The sequence below is a fragment of the Phytoactinopolyspora halotolerans genome, assembly GCF_010550675.1.
Classification (GTDB): Bacteria; Actinomycetota; Actinomycetes; order Jiangellales; family Jiangellaceae; genus Phytoactinopolyspora; species Phytoactinopolyspora halotolerans.
In genome coordinates this window covers 179,506-196,182 of the sequence record NZ_JAAGOA010000009.1, presented here as the reverse complement: position 1 = coordinate 196,182, position 16,677 = coordinate 179,506, and the positions used below count along the sequence as shown (strand labels likewise).

Annotated in this window: 11 protein-coding genes; 5 read left to right on the top strand and 6 right to left on the bottom strand. The window is 69.6% G+C overall.

Annotated elements, in window-relative coordinates; all coding sequences use genetic code 11:
* Positions 1 to 6: 6 nt before the first annotated feature.
* The 6 genes from G1H10_RS14775 to G1H10_RS14750 form a co-directional block, all read right to left on the bottom strand.
* Positions 7 to 1,104: a hypothetical protein gene (locus tag G1H10_RS14775; protein WP_163739011.1), complete on the bottom strand. Its 1,098-nt coding sequence runs from the start codon at positions 1,102 to 1,104 to the stop codon at positions 7 to 9.
* A complete protein-coding gene (locus G1H10_RS14770) occupies positions 1,101 to 3,677 on the bottom strand; it encodes an acylphosphatase (RefSeq protein WP_163739008.1) in 2,577 nt (858 codons plus the stop codon). Before G1H10_RS14770 ends, G1H10_RS14775 begins: the two co-directional genes overlap by 4 nt.
* A gap of 16 nt (positions 3,678 to 3,693) precedes the next feature.
* On the bottom strand, positions 3,694 to 4,698 hold the full coding sequence (locus tag G1H10_RS14765) for a hypothetical protein (RefSeq protein WP_163739005.1): 1,005 nt from the start codon (positions 4,696 to 4,698) through the stop codon (positions 3,694 to 3,696).
* A 38-nt stretch (positions 4,699 to 4,736) separates the two neighbouring features.
* Positions 4,737 to 7,364 carry an acylphosphatase gene (locus tag G1H10_RS14760; RefSeq protein ID WP_163739003.1) on the bottom strand — a complete coding sequence of 876 codons (2,628 nt, stop codon included), beginning with the start codon at positions 7,362 to 7,364 and terminating at the stop codon, positions 4,737 to 4,739.
* 103 nt (positions 7,365 to 7,467) lie between these two features.
* Positions 7,468 to 8,907 carry a GH1 family beta-glucosidase gene (locus G1H10_RS14755; protein WP_163739001.1) on the bottom strand — a complete coding sequence of 480 codons (1,440 nt, stop codon included), beginning with the start codon at positions 8,905 to 8,907 and terminating at the stop codon, positions 7,468 to 7,470.
* 132 nt (positions 8,908 to 9,039) lie between these two features.
* Entirely contained in the window at positions 9,040 to 10,080 is a 1,041-nt protein-coding gene (locus G1H10_RS14750) for a LacI family DNA-binding transcriptional regulator (protein ID WP_163738997.1), read from the bottom strand.
* Between the two features lie 236 nt (positions 10,081 to 10,316).
* On the opposite strand from G1H10_RS14750, the gene G1H10_RS14745 reads away from it, so the two are divergent.
* The 5 genes from G1H10_RS14745 to G1H10_RS14725 all read left to right on the top strand — a co-directional run bounded on the left by G1H10_RS14745 (position 10,317) and on the right by G1H10_RS14725 (position 16,591).
* Entirely contained in the window at positions 10,317 to 11,618 is a 1,302-nt protein-coding gene (locus tag G1H10_RS14745) for an ABC transporter substrate-binding protein (protein WP_216853276.1), read from the top strand.
* Between the two features lie 16 nt (positions 11,619 to 11,634).
* Complete coding sequence (locus G1H10_RS14740; RefSeq protein ID WP_163738995.1) at positions 11,635 to 12,594, top strand: carbohydrate ABC transporter permease; 960 nt, start codon at positions 11,635 to 11,637, stop codon at positions 12,592 to 12,594.
* Between the two features lie 2 nt (positions 12,595 to 12,596).
* Positions 12,597 to 13,490 carry a carbohydrate ABC transporter permease gene (locus G1H10_RS14735; RefSeq protein ID WP_163738991.1) on the top strand — a complete coding sequence of 298 codons (894 nt, stop codon included), beginning with the start codon at positions 12,597 to 12,599 and terminating at the stop codon, positions 13,488 to 13,490.
* The gene (locus tag G1H10_RS14730; RefSeq protein WP_163738988.1) at positions 13,487 to 14,443 is read left to right on the top strand and encodes an aldo/keto reductase; all 957 of its coding nucleotides are present in this window, start codon (positions 13,487 to 13,489) and stop codon (positions 14,441 to 14,443) included. Before G1H10_RS14735 ends, G1H10_RS14730 begins: the two co-directional genes overlap by 4 nt.
* Positions 14,444 to 14,548: 105 nt before the next feature.
* Complete coding sequence (locus G1H10_RS14725) at positions 14,549 to 16,591, top strand: beta-galactosidase (RefSeq protein WP_216853275.1); 2,043 nt, start codon at positions 14,549 to 14,551, stop codon at positions 16,589 to 16,591.
* Positions 16,592 to 16,677 lie beyond the last annotated feature (86 nt).

Here is a 16,677-nt window from a genome sequence, read left to right as displayed (position 1 = left end):
GGTGATCTATCCGGGCGCGGACGACAACAGCAAGGGTTCGACGCGTAGCGAGCCGTCGGCGGGGGGCGTTGTGGCCGTCTGCCTGGTGGCGATCCAGCGCGGCGCGCCCAGGTAATGTTCGACGATCGCTCCGGCCACATCGCGCGGCGCACCGACGGACGGAAAGTGCGCCCATGGTTGGGGGAAGCCGTCCACTCGAGTCACCACGCAGCGGTCGGCGCCCGCGTCCACGATGTCCACGGCCGCATACTCCAGCCCGGGCAGCACCGACACCGCGCGGACGGCGAGTTCGCGCTGGTGCGGCGGCAGCTGCTCGGTGACATCCACCAGGTCGCCGCCGGAGACCACGGTGGGACTGGTGCCGAGTTCGACCCGTTCGCCGGCCGCGGGGACGTCGGTCAGCGCACGCCCCGCCGCCTGGAGCGCGTCCAGCCGGCGAAGACGTCGTGGTACCGGATGCCGCCGCAGGAACGGGTTCCGGGCCCGCTGGACGTTTCTGCGGTCGATGAGCTCCGCGACGCTGGCCTGGCCGTCACCGACGACGTGCGCGGGCACGACCTGAGTGGCGGCGACGACTGAAGAGCGGACCACGAAGACGTGGACCCGGGCTCCGAGGGCGGCTTCCTCGACGATGACGACGCGTCGCCGGGTGCGGCCGTCGTAGGCGGCCATGGCTCGTCGCCAGGCGGCGTCGAACTCCTCGTCCGTGCTGACCCGATCGCTCGCGCCTTTCGGCGGCGCGAGGCGGGCCGGCCGGACGGCGACGGGCCAGCCGAGCTCCGTGGCGGCGAAATGGGCGGCCTGCTCTGTTTGCCCGGCGGAGAACGTGGCCCACGCAGGTACCGGCACGCCGGCGCGGGCGAGGACGAGCTGCTGCACGTCCCGGAGCGCGCGAACCGAGCGCGCCACCACGCTGGAGTCGGGACCGTTGAGGTGGTCGAACGCGATCAACCCTGACGGGTGAGGCACCGTCACCACGTTCTGGTTGTACCGCTGCACCTCGTACCCGCGGTTGATCAGGGCATGCTCGATGAGCGCGGACGCCAGCGAACACCGGCCCGGGACGTTGTCGTGCACGAACTGTTCGATCGACGGCGCGCTCATCGGTGTACCTCGAATCGACCGGTGGTATGGACCTCGTCGACGTGCGTGGTCGAGATCCGGTGGACCATCGCGTTGCGCGGGCCGAGGAAGGCGCCCGAGACGACGACCCACACGTCGAGTGACTTTCCGGACACGTATGCCTCGACCGGGCCGGTGGACAGATTGCGGATCGATCCGGCGACGCCGCGGGCGGCGGCGAGCTCGGCGAACCACTGCCGATAGCCGACGCCGCGTACACGGCCCTCGATCAGCATGCGTACCGAGAGACGATCACTCGTGGCAGGGGGATGGAAGCCCTCGAGCGCGCAGCTGCGCAGCACGATGTCGCTGGAGACATCGCGCGGCGTACCGAACATGGGGAAGTGGTTCAAGCTCGTCGCCGGCATCGAGTTGATCTCCAGGATCGCGGCCACGTGTCGGTCGGGGCCCAACCGGTGGTCGCCCATCATGTCGATGCCGGCGTGATCGAGCCCAGGGAACGTCCGCACGCTGCGAACCGCGAGATCCAGCAGGCTCGGGTGGGTCTCGTCGAGCACCTCGATGCTCTCGCCGCCGGTCGCGATGTTGCCGGCGCTCCCGACGCGAACGGTGCGGCCGGCTTCCAGCACGCTCTGCGGCGTCAGGTCCTGGCGGGACAGCCACGCCATGGCGTCCGGGCCGAACTCCAGCAGGCACCCTCGAGCGTGCGGGTTCTCCAGCCGCCAGCGGTTCTTCTGCAGCACCAGTTCGGTGATGGTCGATCTCCCGTCACCGACCACGGCCGCCGGCCGCTTCAGCACCACCGAGACGACCCGGTCGCCGACCACCAGGAAGCGGTAGTCGTTGCCCGGAACGTGTTCTTCGACCAGGAACTGGCGATCACCGAATCCGGCCGCGTCCAGGGATTCGATGGCACGGCGGATCTGGTGCGCGGATCGCAGATCGGTCGACACTCCGTCGCCGTGACTGGCCTTCTTGGGTTTGACGACGACGGCGGCATCGAGCGAGGCGGCGAAGGCGACGGCCTCGTCGACCTGCCCGGGATCGAAGGCCGCGCCCCGGGGAGCGGGCACGCCGTGGTCGAGCAAGATACGGCGGGTCAGCTCCTTGTCCGCGGTCAACCGGTGCGGCGGCAGGGTGGACCACGAGGTGTTGTTCGGGGTGAAGAACAGCGGCCGGTCGAGGTCGTCGTGCTCGGCGAAGAAGAACGCGCGCGACGTGCGGGTGGTGTTCAAGCCGCGGGTGAGGGCGGCGCGTTCGAGCAGAACGCTGGCGGAGTTGAGCTTGCCGCGGGCGGAGAAGAACGGTGCGAGGGCATCGTTGTCGAAGCTGTTCAGCGGCATGCCCTCATACGTGGGGCGTGTGGTCGTCGCCGGAGAGGCGTCGACCTGCCGCGTGAGGTGCCGCACCACCCGGGCATAATCCGGAGCGGCGCCGATGCCGTGCCCGGCGGGCGCGGCGAGCCGTCCGTTCTCGTCGTCGGTCTCCGCCGGCTGGATCTGGGCGCGTTCGGCGTCGGCCGTCGGCACACAGAAATAGTCGAGCCGGGGGAGTGCGGCGGCGAGCTCGGCGGCGGCACGGACACCGATGGCCGACACCTCCGGTGGAACCGACAGGCCCATGCGGCGCCTGCGCGGGTTACCGGGAAGGCGACCAAGGTGCGAGCACACGGTCAGCATGCCGCCGAGGCGGAACGGATCCACGCATACCGCCCGCGCGCCGCGGGCGGCGAGATCGTGCAGTTGAGGTATCGAGCCTGCCTGCGGCATCACCAGGACGCCGGCGTGGCCGCCCGGGCCCGGCGCGAGCACGTCCAGCTGAGACTGCACGTCGACGATGTCGGTGTCCTCGGTGCCGGCCGGCAGCTCGACCACCAGCTGAGGCCCGAGTTCCCCCGCGTTGACCTGGTGCGCGAGTTCTTCCGCCAGTTTCTCGATCTCCGCCGGCTGCAGAACGGCGGTCAGCTCCAACCAGACGGTCGACCCGGTGCGCGTGACTTCGGCCAGTTCCGAGGTCACGGTCAGTGCTGTCTCCCGGTCGGCGACGCCGGTGACTTTTACCCCAGGGCCTCGCTCACGAATTGCTCGCGTCGACTCCGGCGCCTGGATGAGCCGCTCGGCGTCGACCATGCGATACGTGGAGACCGGCTGCCGGCGACCGCCCAGCAGCGAGGCCGTGGTGGTCTTCGCCGCCCGGGCAGCGAGGTCGAGCAGCGCCGCCTCGACACCCGCCAGCACACCGGCCGGCGGCGCCGATTCAGCCGGGTCACTCGCCTCATCAGCGAGAGCCGCAAGCTGGTGCGTGATGGTGCGGATATCAGCGATGGCCTGCCTGGGTCGTCGCCGGATGCGCGCGCCGTTGAGGTGCTCGACGGCGACGTCGACGAACGCGGCCGGCTGTGCCGACGAGTGGTGCGAGAAGACGGGCCGATATGGGGCCGCCTCGCCCGCACCCGTGATGGGCGGTTCGTCGCCCGACTCGAGGTGAAATACCGTGTTATGTGCGTAAGGTCGGCGTGTCCGTGGTGCATGTGACGAAGGCACCCGGAATTCCAGGGCGTAGGCGCGATCGATCGTCGTGGCCGTGCTGCGCATTGTGATAACGATACGCTCACAAACGGTGCCGGAGCAGTGGTTCCAGCGCGGCGCCATCGATCTGGCGGCCATCTGGCTGCCGCGACCGGTGCGATATCGCGCGAGCTTTCGCCCAGCGCGGCGCTCGCACATAGTGCTCGATGACGGCATCGGCGATGTCGTGCGCCGCGCCGTGCGTGGGGAAGAGCGCGACCGGTTCGGGGGAACAATCGACGTGAATGACGAGACCATCGCCGCGTGCGCCGGGTTCGGGGCGGGGCTGGTCGCCGGGCTCGTCGCCGGAGGCGGCATCCGACACCAGCACGTCCACGCCGGCGTAGGCGAGGCCGGGAAGAGCCGCCACGGCCCGGACCGCGAGGCGACCCAGCCCCGGATCGAGCCGATCAGTGATATCGACGAGGTCCGTACCAACGGCGCGGATCGGATGGTCGCGGGCGAGGAGCGCCGTGCCGATGTCGCCGCCGTCGCCGATGCGCGTGCCGGCGACCACCCGCTCGTCGACGACGAACAGGTGCAGACGGGTGCCGGGCACGTGTTCCTCGACCAGGACAGCCCCGCCGGCGCTGCGCCGGTAGGCGTCGACGGCGTTGCGCCACGCGGCCCGGAACGCGGGATCACCCTGGACGCCGGACGTACGCCCGCGCCCGGGAGCCATGCGCGCCGGCGACACAGTGACCGGCGCGCCGATCCGCTCCGCGTAGCGTTCCGCCTGATTCCGCTGGGTCGGGGCGAATGTGGCGTGCGCGGCAACGGGCACGCCACGGGTGTGGAGCAGTCCGCGTAGCGCGTCCGGGCAGCTGCGCATCAACCGGCCGGTCTCACTCGTGTCCGGTCCGTTCAGGCCATGGAACGGAATCGTGTGCCCGCTGGGCAGCTCGACGACGAGCAGGTTGCGGTCGAGCCGTCGGGTGGGCAGGCCGCGTTGGTGTGCGGCGTGCTCGAACACGGCTGAGGAGAGACCGGCGGCACGCGGCACACGGTCGGCGAGGAACTGCCCGAGGCCGGCAATGGTGGAAGACATACGGCTCATCCGTGGTTCGCTGGGGCTGGAATGGTCGTTCATTCGCGGATCTGAAACTCTCCCGCGTGCACCTCACCGTCCGGTTCGGCGACGTGCACCGTGTTGACGCTGGTGACATTCGCCTTCCGTGGCCCGATGACCGCGCACGAGGCGAGCACCCACACGTCGTCCGCGGGGCCCCGGACCACCGCCTCGACGCCGCCTTCCGGCCGGTTCCGGACCCATCCGGTCACCTTGCGGGTCTGCGCCTGGCTGGCGAACCACTGCCGGTAGCCGACGCTTTGCACGCGGCCCTCCACGGTGATCCGCACGGTCAGCCGATCCCGCACCGGACCCGGGTCGAATCCCGCCAGGTCGCAGCTGCGGAGGACGAGATCGCTGGAGACGTCGCGAGGTGTCCCGGCCAGCGGGAAGTGGTTGAAGCTGGTCGCCGGATTGCCGTTGACCTCGATGATGGCCGCCGGATGAGCATCCACGCCCAGTCGGTGGTCGCCCATGAGGTCGATCCCGGCGTGATCCAGCCCGGGGATGGCCTGTACCGCCCGCACCGCGAGATCGAGCAGGCTGGGATGGGTGTCATCCAGTACCTCGATGCTGTCACCGCCGGCGGCGATGTTCCCTGCACTTCCCAGCCGGACCAGTTGACCGTCGGCGGGCACGCTGTCGGGGGTGAGTCCCTGCCGGCCGAGCCAGTACCTGGCATTGTCGTCGAAGGCGAGCAGACAGCTGCGGGTATGCGGATTCTCCAACCGCCGGCGGTTCTTCTCCAGGACCAGCTCCGTCACGGTGGCCGAACCATCCCCGAGCACCGACGCCGGCTTCTTCAGCACCACCGAGACCACCCGGTCGCCGACCACGAGCAGCCGATAGTCGTCACCGGGTATGTAGGTCTCGACGATGAAAGGCCGGCCGCCGAACGACGTGGCATCCAGGCTGGCGATGGCGGCGCGGACTTCCTCCTCGGTCCGGAGATCGGTGGAGACGCCGGTGCCGTGGATGCCGTTGCGCGGCTTCACCACCGCAGGGGTGCCCAGCGAGGAGGCGTAGGCGACCGCCTCCTCGATCTGCTCGGGACCGAACGCGCGCCCCTGCGGCACCGGCACCCCGGCGTCGGTCAACATGGCCCGGGTCAGCTCCTTATCGACGCTGAGCCGGTGCGCCGGCGTCCCGGTCCAGGCCGACTTGCTCGGCGTGAAACACAACGGCGAGCCCAGCTCGGGATGGTCGACGAGCAGAGTCCGGCGGGAGAGCCGGACGGTGTTCAGTCCGCGGCAGAGCGCCGCGCGCTCGATCAGCGGACTGGGGAACTTGATCTCCCCGTCGGCGGTGGCGAACGGCAGCAGCGGCGTGACGTCGTACGAGTTGGCCGGCAGACCTTCGTACGTCACCGTACGCGCGGGTGTGTTCGGGCCGTCCGCGTGCCGGGTCAGGTAGGAGACCGCCGGCGTCAGCACGGGGATGCCGCCCAGTCCGGGTCCTGATCCCGGCGTGGCCGTGCCGTCCGCATCCACCGTCAGCGGCGGGTTCAGGCCGACCCGGGTCGCCTTCCCGGCCGACGCCGGTGTGACCGGGATGGCGCAGTACGTGACGTGCGGGAGCGCGGCGGCCAGTTCGATGAGCGCGCGGGCGCTGACGTCGGACGCCTGTGCGTCGACGGAGAGCGCGGGCCGGAGACTCAGGTCACGAACGAGCGTCAGCACCGCGGACGGGCCGCCGAGGCGTTGCGGATCGAGGTGCACCGCCCTGAGGCCGTGCTCCGCCGCGGCGGTGGCGTCGGCCGCTGACGCCACGTCTGCCACGAGCTGCAGGCCGGCGCCGTCGGCGTCCGCGGCGCCGACGGCGGCTTGGGCGGCCAGGAACTCGTCCAGGGCATCCGCGCCGGCCGGCAACTGGAGGATGAGGCCGCGCGGCAGCTCGCCGGCCGCGATCCGATCGGCCAGGGCGCGTGCCAGCTTGACCGTGTCCACCTGATCCGCTCGGGCGCCCCGCGTTGCCGGTTCCAGCCACAGCGGCGTGCCCGCGCCCGTGGCATCGGCCGCGCGAAGGGCCGCCTCCAGCACCGCGTCATCACCGGTGGCACCGACCAGCTTGATCGCGGCCGTGCCCGCGGCCCGGGCGAGACGGCGCCGGACGCCGGCACGCGTTCCGCGCACGTCGACGATGGCGCAGGTGCGCACCGGCGCGCGAGAGCCACCGAGCAGCTCGGCGACGGTGACGTCCGCGGCTCGGGCGGCGGTGTCCACCAGTGCCCACTCCAGGCCGGCCAGCATGCCGCGGTAGGGGATCGGCCCCGCGTCGTCCCCGGTACGACTCGATCGCGCCCGTGTCGATCGCGTCCGAGCGGTCTCGACGGCGAGCTCCCGGAGCTCGGTCATCAGCACCTCGATGTCGGCGCGCGCGGCTGCGGGGCGGCGGCGAAGGGTGCGACCCTCGATCCGCTCGAGCGCGGCCTCCAGGAACCGCCAGGAGCCGGATGACGTGTCCCCGGTGACGGCGCGGCCACGCGGGAGCCCCTCACCCCACCCACGGGCCGCGTGCCGGCGACCCGCTGCGTCGATGGTGATCAGGACGTTGCGCGCGTCCGGTCGTGATTCCGAGCGCCGGGCGAGCGGCACCCGGAACTCGGACGCGCGCACGTTGGTGAGAGTGAGGTTGTTCCACGGCATCGGGACTACTGTAATGCCGTCGTGATGTTGCCGTGACGCCGCCGTGCCCGGGATCGACGCCCCGGTTCCGGGTGCCGCTGGTGGATCAGGTGCCGCTGCTGGATCAGGTGCCGGTACCCGTACCGGTTTCGGGCAGCCGGTTGCCGGAGACCAGATCCCGGTACCAGTGCGCCGAGTCCTTCCAGGTGCGTTCGCCGGTCTTGTAGTCGACCCGGATGATGCCGAAACGACGGTCGTAACCGTAGGACCACTCGAAGTTGTCCATCAGCGACCAGGCGAAGTAGCCGCGCACATCCGCGCCGGCATCGATCGCCTGGCCGACCGCGTCGATGTGGTCATGCAGGTAGGCGATCCGCCGGTCATCGTGGATGGCGCCGTCCTCGGCCACGGTGTCCTCGAACGCGGCGCCGTTCTCGGTCACCATCAACGGCACGTCCGGGTAATCGCGGTGCAGGCGGAGCAGCGTCTCGGTCATTCCGGACGGGTCGATGTTCCAGCCCATCGCGGTGTACGGCCCAGGGGGACGGACGAACTCGACGTCGTCGGCGCCGACCCACGGCGAGCCGGCGGCGTCACCGTGCCCGTCGGCGGAGCTGCGGTCGCCGGTGCCGTCCCACGTGCGCACCAGCGCGGTCGAGTAGTAGTTCACTCCCAGCACGTCCAGCGGGATCCGGATCAACGCGGCGTCGCCGTCCTGCACGAACGACCAGTCCGTCACCGACGCCGTGTCCCTCAGCAGGTCCTCCGGGTAGGCGCCCTCCAGCAGCGGACCCAGGAACGCGCGGTTGGCCAGCGCGTCGACCCGTCGCACGGCGTCCTGATCCGCCTGGCTGGCAGGGTCCACCGGACGCGCGACGTGGAAGTTGAGCGTGACCGAGACCTTGGCGTCTGGAAGCACCGAGCGGATGGCACGGCCGCCGAGCCCGTGCGCCAGGTTGAGGTGGTGCACGGCGGCGAGCGCGGCGGCGGGCTCGGTGCGTCCCGGCGCGTGCACCCCGGACGCATAGCCGAGATACGCCGAGCACCAGGGTTCGTTCAAGGTGGTCCACACGTCCACCCGGTCACCCAGCTCCCGGGCCATCAACTCGGCGTACTCGGCGAATCGGTAGGCGGTGTCACGGACGGGCCAGCCGCCCGCGTCCTCGAGTTCCTGCGGGAGATCCCAGTGGTACAGGGTCGCGACCGGTTTGACCCCGCGCTCCAGCAACCCGTCGACGAGCCGGGAGTAGAAGGCCACGCCTTCCGGGTTGAGCGGACCGCGGCCGCCGGGCTGGACGCGCGGCCATGCGATGGAGAAGCGGTACGCGTCCAGGCCGAGGTCGGCGATGTGCCCCAGATCCTCCTCCCACCGGTGGTAGTGGTCGCAGGCGACGTCGCCGGTGTCTCCATTCAGGGTCTTGCCCGGCGTGTGCGAGAAGGTGTCCCAGATCGACGGGCCGCGGCCGCCCTCGGTGGCCGCACCTTCGATCTGGTAGGACGCCGTCGCCGACCCCCAGGTGAAGCCCTCGGGGAACTCCCGGCCATTGTTCGCGGTCGTGTTCATGTGCTCCTCACATGCGTCAAGGGGTGGTCGGGGTGATGCTCGCCGCTCGAGTCGACGACGGTGTCGGCGTCAGACGGATATTAGCGTGCCACAGCTGTGGGAGCCCTCCCAAAACGCCGACGTCCATGGTCGTTACCGGGCCGTATCGCCGTCGGTCACGCCGGCGCCGCGGGCGAGCGCGACGGAATCGCCGGCATGGAGCGTGCAGGGCAGCAGAACCTGTGACGTCGGCGCCTTCTTCTCGATTCTGGCGACCAGCGCCCGCACACCGGCCCGCCCGAGCGCGTCGCCGGGGGAGTCCAGCGTCGTCAGCCGCGGGCTGCACATCGCGGCCATCTCCGGCGAGGACAGCAATGAGATGACAGAGACGTCGGCTGGCACAGAGCGGCCCGCGTCGGTGAGTCCGGTGACCACGCCGGCGGCGGCGTGTTCGTTGTTGACGATGATCGCCGTCGTGTCCGGCGCGGCGACAACCACCTGGCCCGCGGCGATCCGGCCGGCCGGCACCGTCCGCTCGGAATGGACGACGACACCGTCCAGGCGGTGGTCGCTCATCGCTCGCCGGTACGCCTGCTCGATCCGGACCACCGGGCCGTAGGCCAGCTCCACGCTCGATTCGGGGCCATTGATCAGGGCGATCCTGCTGTGGCCGAGCGAGCGCAGATGCCCGACGGCGGTGTCGAGCGTCGCGTCGAAGTCGATGTCGGCATAGTCGAGCTCGCCGGGATGCTCGGTACGGCCGATCATCGTGAACGGCAGCCCGGAACCGGCCAGGACGTCGACCCGGGGGTCGCGGAGGCCGACCTCCATCACGACGACGCCCTCCACCAGCCCTTGGTCGACGAGCTCCTGGATCGCGTCCGCGTCGTCGGCGAGCGGCCACAGCACGAGGTGGTAACCGTGCGCGCGGGCCTCGTCGGCCGCGCTGGTGACGAAGGTCAGCGCGGTACCGGCCAGGCGGTTCTCCATGGCCGGGAAGAGCAGCGCGACGATGCGTGAGTTTCGGCTGGCCAGCCCGCGGGCCAGCACGTTGCGGCGGTATCCGAGCTCGTCGATGGCTCGTTCGATGCGAGCACGGGTGGCGGCCGCCACCGGACGGGTGTTGTTGAGCGCGTTCGACACCGTGCTCAACGAGACGTTCGCCCGTCGCGCGACGTCCTGCATCGTTGCCATCTGAGCTGATCTCCCACCCCGGCCGGCGGTTCGCTGTGTGAACCACAGTGTACGTAAAAAGCGCTTCAACGCCTACCGACGCCACATGCCTCCGATGGTTAAGGCCGTTACCTGTGTCATTGACACGACGTTCGATCAAGTGCTCTTATGTGCTGAATTGATAGTAGAAGCGCTTTACATCGTGTGCCGGCTGTCCGCTAGCCGGTCCGTTGGACCCGCGTCGAAGGAGATGTGACATGCGTACGAGGATCACGACCGTAGTCGGACTCGCCGCGCTGGCGGCGACCATGGTGGCGTGCGCGTCCGAGGACGACTCGGACGAGGCCGCTCAACCGGACGGTCCGATCACGCTGGACTATTGGGCGTGGGGCACCTCGCAGGACGGACTGGTCGAGGCCTGGAACTCCGCACACCCGGACGTGCAGGTCCGGCGTACCGACGCGGGCGGACCGTCGGACTCCTCGGCGAAGCTGGTCACGTCGAGCCGCGCCGATGAGGCTCCGGACGTCGCACTGGTCGAGTACCAGTCGCTGCCGGCGATGATCGTCGCCGACGTGGCCATGGACATCACCGACCATGTGGGTGATCTCTCCGACTCGTTCAACGAGGGCGTGTGGAGCCAGGTGACCTTCAACGATCAGGTGTACGGCGTTCCGCAGGACGTAGGTCCGATGGCGCTGATCTACAACGCGGCGCGCTTCGACGAGCTCGGCGTCGACCTCCCGACGACGTGGGAGGAGTACGCCCAGGCGGCCGCCGACGTGCGCGCCGCCGATCCGGACGCCTACATCTCGACGTTCGCGCCGGACCAGTTCGGCTGGTTCGCCGGCCTCGCCCGGCAGGCCGGCTCGGTGTGGTGGGAGGTCGACGGCGAGACGTGGACGGTCAACATCGACGACGCGACCTCGCGGGAGGTCGCCGAGTACTGGCAGAACCTGGCGGACGAGGACCTGGTCGATACCGGCCCGATCCTGACGCCGGAGTGGAACGCCGAGCTCAACGACGGCAACGTCCTGGCCTGGCCGGCGGCGCTCTGGGCACCCGGCGTCATCCATGGCGTCGCCCCGGATCAGGCGGGGGACTGGCGGCTCGCGCCGCTCCCACAGTGGGAGGACGGCAATCCCAACGTGGCCTTCCAGGGCGGTTCGGCCGTCGTGGTCACCACGTCGGCGGAATACCCCGAGCAGGCCGCCGAGTTCGCCGCCTGGATCAACTCCAGCCAGGAAGGCGCCGAGGTCCAGATCGAGACCGGTCAGTATCCGGCGTCGCTGCTGGGTCAGGAGGCCACCCTGCAGAGCGATCCGCCGGAATTGATGCAGGGCCAGGACGAGTACTGGGAGATCGCGGCCGAGATCGCATCCAGCACGGTCGATGAGATCAGCTGGGGGCCGAACGTGAACGTCGCCGACAGCGCGTTCCAGGACGCGTTCAACAGCGCGGTCACCGATGGCACGCCGCTGGTCGACGCCCTAGCCGAGACGCAGCAGGTGGTCGTGGACGACATGCGCGAGACGGGCTTCTCGCTGAGCAACGAGTGACGCGGAGGCCGCTCGGATGGATCCCACCACGACCGACGCGGCGCCATCGGTGCAGACCGGCGTCCCGCGACGAGTGACCAAGCCCCGCCGGCAGCGCCGGATCGCACCGTACGCGTTCGTCACACCCGGGGTTCTGCTGTACGTCGCGTTCCTGCTGATCCCGATCGTCTACGCGATATACCTGAGCTTCCGCGGTCTGCGCGTGGCGGGCGGAGCCGCGCTCGGACGGCGGGAGGAGGTGTTCGTCGGGTTCGACAACTACGCGAAGGCGCTGACCGACGGTGATTTTCTCGCCGGCTTCCTCCGGCTGGCGGTGTACGGCCTGATCGCGGTGCCGATCACGCTCGGCCTGGCGCTGACCTTCGCGTTGCTGCTCGACTCCGGGGTGGCTCGACTGGCGCGGTTCTCCCGGACGGCGATCTTCATCCCGTACGCCGTGCCCGGTGTCATCGCGACCCTGCTGTGGGGGTTCCTCTACCTGCCGGCGACCAGCCCGATCAGCGATGTATCCGAGGCGTTGGGCTTCGGCGTGATCCCGTTCCTGAACGGATCGACGTTGTTCGTCTCGGTGGCGAACATCGCGATCTGGAGCGGTGTCGGGTTCAACATGATCATCATCTACACCTCGCTGCGCAGCATCCCGAAGGAGCTGTACGAGTCGGCGCGGATCGACGGGGCGAACGAGCTGCAGATCGCGCTGCGGATCAAGGTTCCGCTGGTGGTGCCGGCGCTGGTGCTGACGGGTCTGTTCGCGTTGATCGGAACGCTGCAGCTATACGGCGAGCCCACCACACTGCGCCCGATGACCAGCGAGATCACGCATACCTGGGTCCCGTTGATGGCGATCTACCGGGATGCCTTCCTCCGCGACGACCTGTCGCTGGCCGCGGCGGCGTCGGTGGTGCTCGCCGTCGGCACGCTGCTCGTCTCGATCGTCCTGTTGCGGTTCACCCAGAAACGCGCGTTCGGAGAGTGATGATGGCGACCCTGACCCGACCTGCCGTGTCACGCGCCGGCCGCGCCGGAGACTCCCGGGCCGTCGGCGCGTCCGGCAAGCTGCTGCCGACGATCGTGTTGCTCATCGGCGCCGTCTACTGCCTGCTGCCGGTGGCGTGGGTGCTGGCCGCGGCCTCCAAGTCGCGTTCCGAGCTGTTCTCCACGTTCACCTTCGCGCCCGGCAGCGGGCTGCTGGACAATCTGCGCGAACTGTTCGCCTACGGCGACGGCCAGTTCCTGATGTGGGCGTACAACAGCCTGATCTTCGCCGGACTCGGGGCGTTCCTGTCGATGCTGGTGTCGACCGCGTGCGGATACGGGCTGGCCAAGTTCACCTTCCCCGGCCGGAGCCTGATCTTCTACGCGATTCTCGGCGGGGTGCTGCTGCCCGGCATCACCCTGGCGATCCCGCAATACCTGCTCATGTCGGAGCTGGGACTGGCCGGGACCTACTGGTCGGTGCTGTTGCCGTCGATCATCTCCCCGTTCGGCATCTACCTGTCTCGGGTATATGCAGCGGGGGCGGTACCGAGCGAGACACTGGAGGCGGCCCGGATCGACGGAGCGAGCGAGTGGCGGATCTTCCGATCGGTGGCGTTGCCGATGATGGTCCCCGGTATGGTGACGGTCTTCATGCTGCAGTTCGTCGGCATCTGGAACAACTTCCTGCTGCCCTTCATCATGCTGTCCGACCAGCGTAAATACCCGCTGACGGTCGGGCTCTACACGCTGCTGGCCAACGGCTCCGGGCAACCCGCGCTGTACTCGCTGGCCATCGTCGGCGCGTTGCTGTCGATCATTCCGCTGGTGGCCCTGATCCTGTTCTTACAACGATTCTGGCGGATGGACCTGATCAGTGGAGGACTCAAGGGATGACGACGACACCCGAACCGACCGCACGCACCGTACTAGGCCGCACCGGGGTGGAGGTGACCCGGCTGTGCCTGGGAACGTCCAAGCTGGGCCACGGGTCGGTCACCGACGAGGACGCGGCCGCCACGCTCGACGAGGCGTTCCGGATCGGCCTCACCATCGACACCAGCAACGGATACGGCGCCGACGGCCGCAGCGAGCTGCGGGTGGGAGCGGCCTTGCGGCGGCACGAGGGCAGCGACCGGCCACTGGTCGCGACAAAGGTCGACCCGCGTCCCGGCAACGCCGACTTCTCCGGCGCGCGAGTACGCGCTTCGGCGCGGGAGTCGCTGGAGCGGCTCGGGCTGGAACACCTGCCGCTGTTGAGCCTGCATGACCCGGAGCGCATCACCTTCGAACAGGCGACCGAGCCCGGTGGACCGCTGGAGGTGCTGCTGGCGTTGCGCGACGAGGGTGTGGCAGGCTCACTGGGCGTGGCCGGCGGGCCGGTCGACCTGTTGGAGCGGTTCGTCGAAACCGGGCATTTCGACTACGTCGTGACGCACAACCGGTTCACGCTCCTGGACCGCAGCGCGGAGAGTCTGCTCGAGATGTGCCACGAGCTCGGCCTCGGCGTGTTCAATGCCGCGCCCTTCGGGGGAGGCATGCTGGCCCGATCCGTCCGCGAGACGCACGAGTTCACGTATGCCTACCGGGCGGCGCCGGAACCTCTGGTGCAGGCGGTGCAGGCGATGGACGAGGCGTGCGCGAGCCGCGGCGTCGATCTGTCGGCCGCCGCGCTTCAGCTGAGCATGCGAGATCCGCGCATCCATGCGACCATCGTCGGCGCCTCCCGCCCGGAACAGCTGCGTCGGACGCTGGAGCTGGCGGCGCAGGAGATTCCGGACGAACTCTTCGCCGAGCTCGAGGAACTGAAGCCCGATCGCAGCTACTGGCTCGACGCCGAGGGCCGCTGACCCCCCGCCCCACCCATCCTTTCCCCTATCGTCAACCGTCGCCCGCGTGATTGAGCGGCCAACGGTTGACGATCGTGGGGACACGCCACAGACAGGAGTGACGTCGTGCCGAATGCCGCTCGGACCTTCAGCCACCACCGGCTGCTCTACGGCGGTGACTACAACCCGGAGCAGTGGCCGGAGGAGGTGTGGGCGCAGGACGTCGAGCTGATGCGCCGGGCCGGGGTGAATGCGGCGACGGTCGGCGTCTTCTCCTGGGCACGGCTCGAACCGGAGGAGGGTGTGTACGACTTCGGGTGGTTGGACCGGGTGGTGTCGATGCTGCACGACGGCGGCATCGGCATCGTGCTGGCCACGCCGACCGCGTCACCGCCGCCGTGGTTCTCCCGTGCGCATCCGGACGCGCTGCCGGTCGGCCCGGACGGGACCAGGCTGACGCACGGCAGCCGGGACACCTACGCGGTGACCGCCCCGGCGTACCGGGAGGCGTGCCGGCGGATCGTGCAGCAGCTGGTCGACCGATACGGCAGCCATCCAGGCCTGCTCGCCTGGCATCTGCACAACGAGTACGGCACGTACGACTGGGGCGAGCACACGGCGGCCGCGTTCCGCCGGTGGCTGCGCGACCGCTACGCGTCGCTGGAGGAGCTCAACCGGGCCTGGTACACGTCCTTCTGGAGCCAGCATTACCGCTCGTGGGAGGACATCCTGCCGCCCCGGGCGACGCAGTACCTGCACAATCCGACGCAGGTGGTGGACTTCAGGCGGTTCATGTCCGACGAGATGCTCGCGGCCATGTGCGAGCAGCGGGACATCATCCGCGCGGCCGGGTCCGCGGCGCCGGTCACCACCAACTTCATGCTGCCGACCTGGAACCACATCGAGCAGTGGAGCTGGTCGGACGCGCTGGACGTGCTGTCCGTGGACCACTACCTGGACAGCGAAGGCCCGGACGGTGAGACGCACGCGGCGTACGCCGGGGACCTGGTGCGCTCCTGGTCGCACGGCGAGCCGTGGCTGTTGATGGAACAGAGCACCATCAACATGACGATGCCGCAGCGCCGCCCGCACAAGGACATCAACCGGGTGATCCGCAACTCGCTGTCATACATCGCGCGAGGTTCGCAGGGAGCGCTGTTCTTCCAGTGGCGGGCACCGGCCGCGGGCTCCGAGGTGTGGCACGGCGGGATGGTCCCGCACGCGGGTGAGGATTCACGGACGTACCGTGGCTTCGTCGAGCTGGGGCGGATCCTGCGTGACATCGCCGAAGTGGCGGCACCGCCCGACGACGGGCCGGTCGTGGCGGCCGACGTCGCCGTCATGTGGCATGCCGAGGGATGGTGGGCGCTGGAGACGAAGCACCTGCCGAACGACCGGATGGATTACGCCTCCCTGGTCCGCGGCACGCACCGGGCGCTGTGGCACGCGCGCATCCCGGCCGATTTCGTGGCGCCCGACGGTGCGTTGGACACGTACAAGCTGGTCCTGGTGCCCAGTATGTTCCCGATGGACGACGCCGCGGTGGCGACGCTGGAGCGCTACGTCGACGCGGGTGGCCGAGTCTGCGTCTGGCCGTTCACCGGCGTCGCGGACGAGAACATGCATGTGGTGGCCGGCGGCTACCCCGGCCGGATCCGCTCGCTGCTGGGTGTGCGGTCCGAGGAGTTCCACCCGCTCGGCCCGGATGAGACCGTGCCACTCTCGGACGGCACCACCGGCGAGTTGTGGTCGGAGTACCTGAGCCTGGACGGTGCCGAGGTCACCAGCAGCTACGCCGGTGGCCCGCTCCGTGGCTCGCCGGCCACCACGCGCCACCGGTATGGATCGGGCACCGCGTACTACCTTTCCACTGTGCCGGATCCCGCATCGGTACGGGGCGTCCTGGAGCGGCTGTGCGACGACGCCGGCGTGCAGCGGCCGCTTGGCGTGCGCCCGCCGGCCGATGTCGAGGTGGTGGTGCGCCGCGGTGCCAACGCCGATTACGTCTTTGTGCTGAACCACGGTGACACGCCGGTCGAGGTGACCGGCCCGGGGGAGGACCTGGTCACCTCGACCACGACGACAGGCGGTCTCACCGTCGCCCCCGGCGGTTATGCCGTCGTCCGCACCGACGACACCACGCCGGAGGCGGGCTGGCGACTCGACTGATCGAACGTCGGAGAGTTGTGCCTGTTAGCGTCGGAGAGTTTTATCCGCCAGAGCATGCACAACCTTCCGATGTTTTTCACCCGGAG

What these genes read in the sequence shown, in the direction of transcription:
- G1H10_RS14745 (WP_216853276.1), top strand. Translation starts at nt 10,317, where the DNA reads ATGCGTACGAGGATCACGACCGTAGTCGGACTCGCCGCGCTGGCGGCG.
- G1H10_RS14755 (WP_163739001.1), bottom strand. Translation starts at nt 8,907, where the DNA reads ATGAACACGACCGCGAACAATGGCCGGGAGTTCCCCGAGGGCTTCACC.
- G1H10_RS14730 (WP_163738988.1), top strand. Translation starts at nt 13,487, where the DNA reads ATGACGACGACACCCGAACCGACCGCACGCACCGTACTAGGCCGCACC.
- G1H10_RS14760 (WP_163739003.1), bottom strand. Translation starts at nt 7,364, where the DNA reads ATGCCGTGGAACAACCTCACTCTCACCAACGTGCGCGCGTCCGAGTTC.
- G1H10_RS14770 (WP_163739008.1), bottom strand. Translation starts at nt 3,677, where the DNA reads ATGCGCAGCACGGCCACGACGATCGATCGCGCCTACGCCCTGGAATTC.
- G1H10_RS14740 (WP_163738995.1), top strand. Translation starts at nt 11,635, where the DNA reads ATGGATCCCACCACGACCGACGCGGCGCCATCGGTGCAGACCGGCGTC.
- G1H10_RS14750 (WP_163738997.1), bottom strand. Translation starts at nt 10,080, where the DNA reads ATGGCAACGATGCAGGACGTCGCGCGACGGGCGAACGTCTCGTTGAGC.
- G1H10_RS14775 (WP_163739011.1), bottom strand. Translation starts at nt 1,104, where the DNA reads ATGAGCGCGCCGTCGATCGAACAGTTCGTGCACGACAACGTCCCGGGC.
- G1H10_RS14765 (WP_163739005.1), bottom strand. Translation starts at nt 4,698, where the DNA reads ATGTCTTCCACCATTGCCGGCCTCGGGCAGTTCCTCGCCGACCGTGTG.
- G1H10_RS14735 (WP_163738991.1), top strand. Translation starts at nt 12,597, where the DNA reads ATGGCGACCCTGACCCGACCTGCCGTGTCACGCGCCGGCCGCGCCGGA.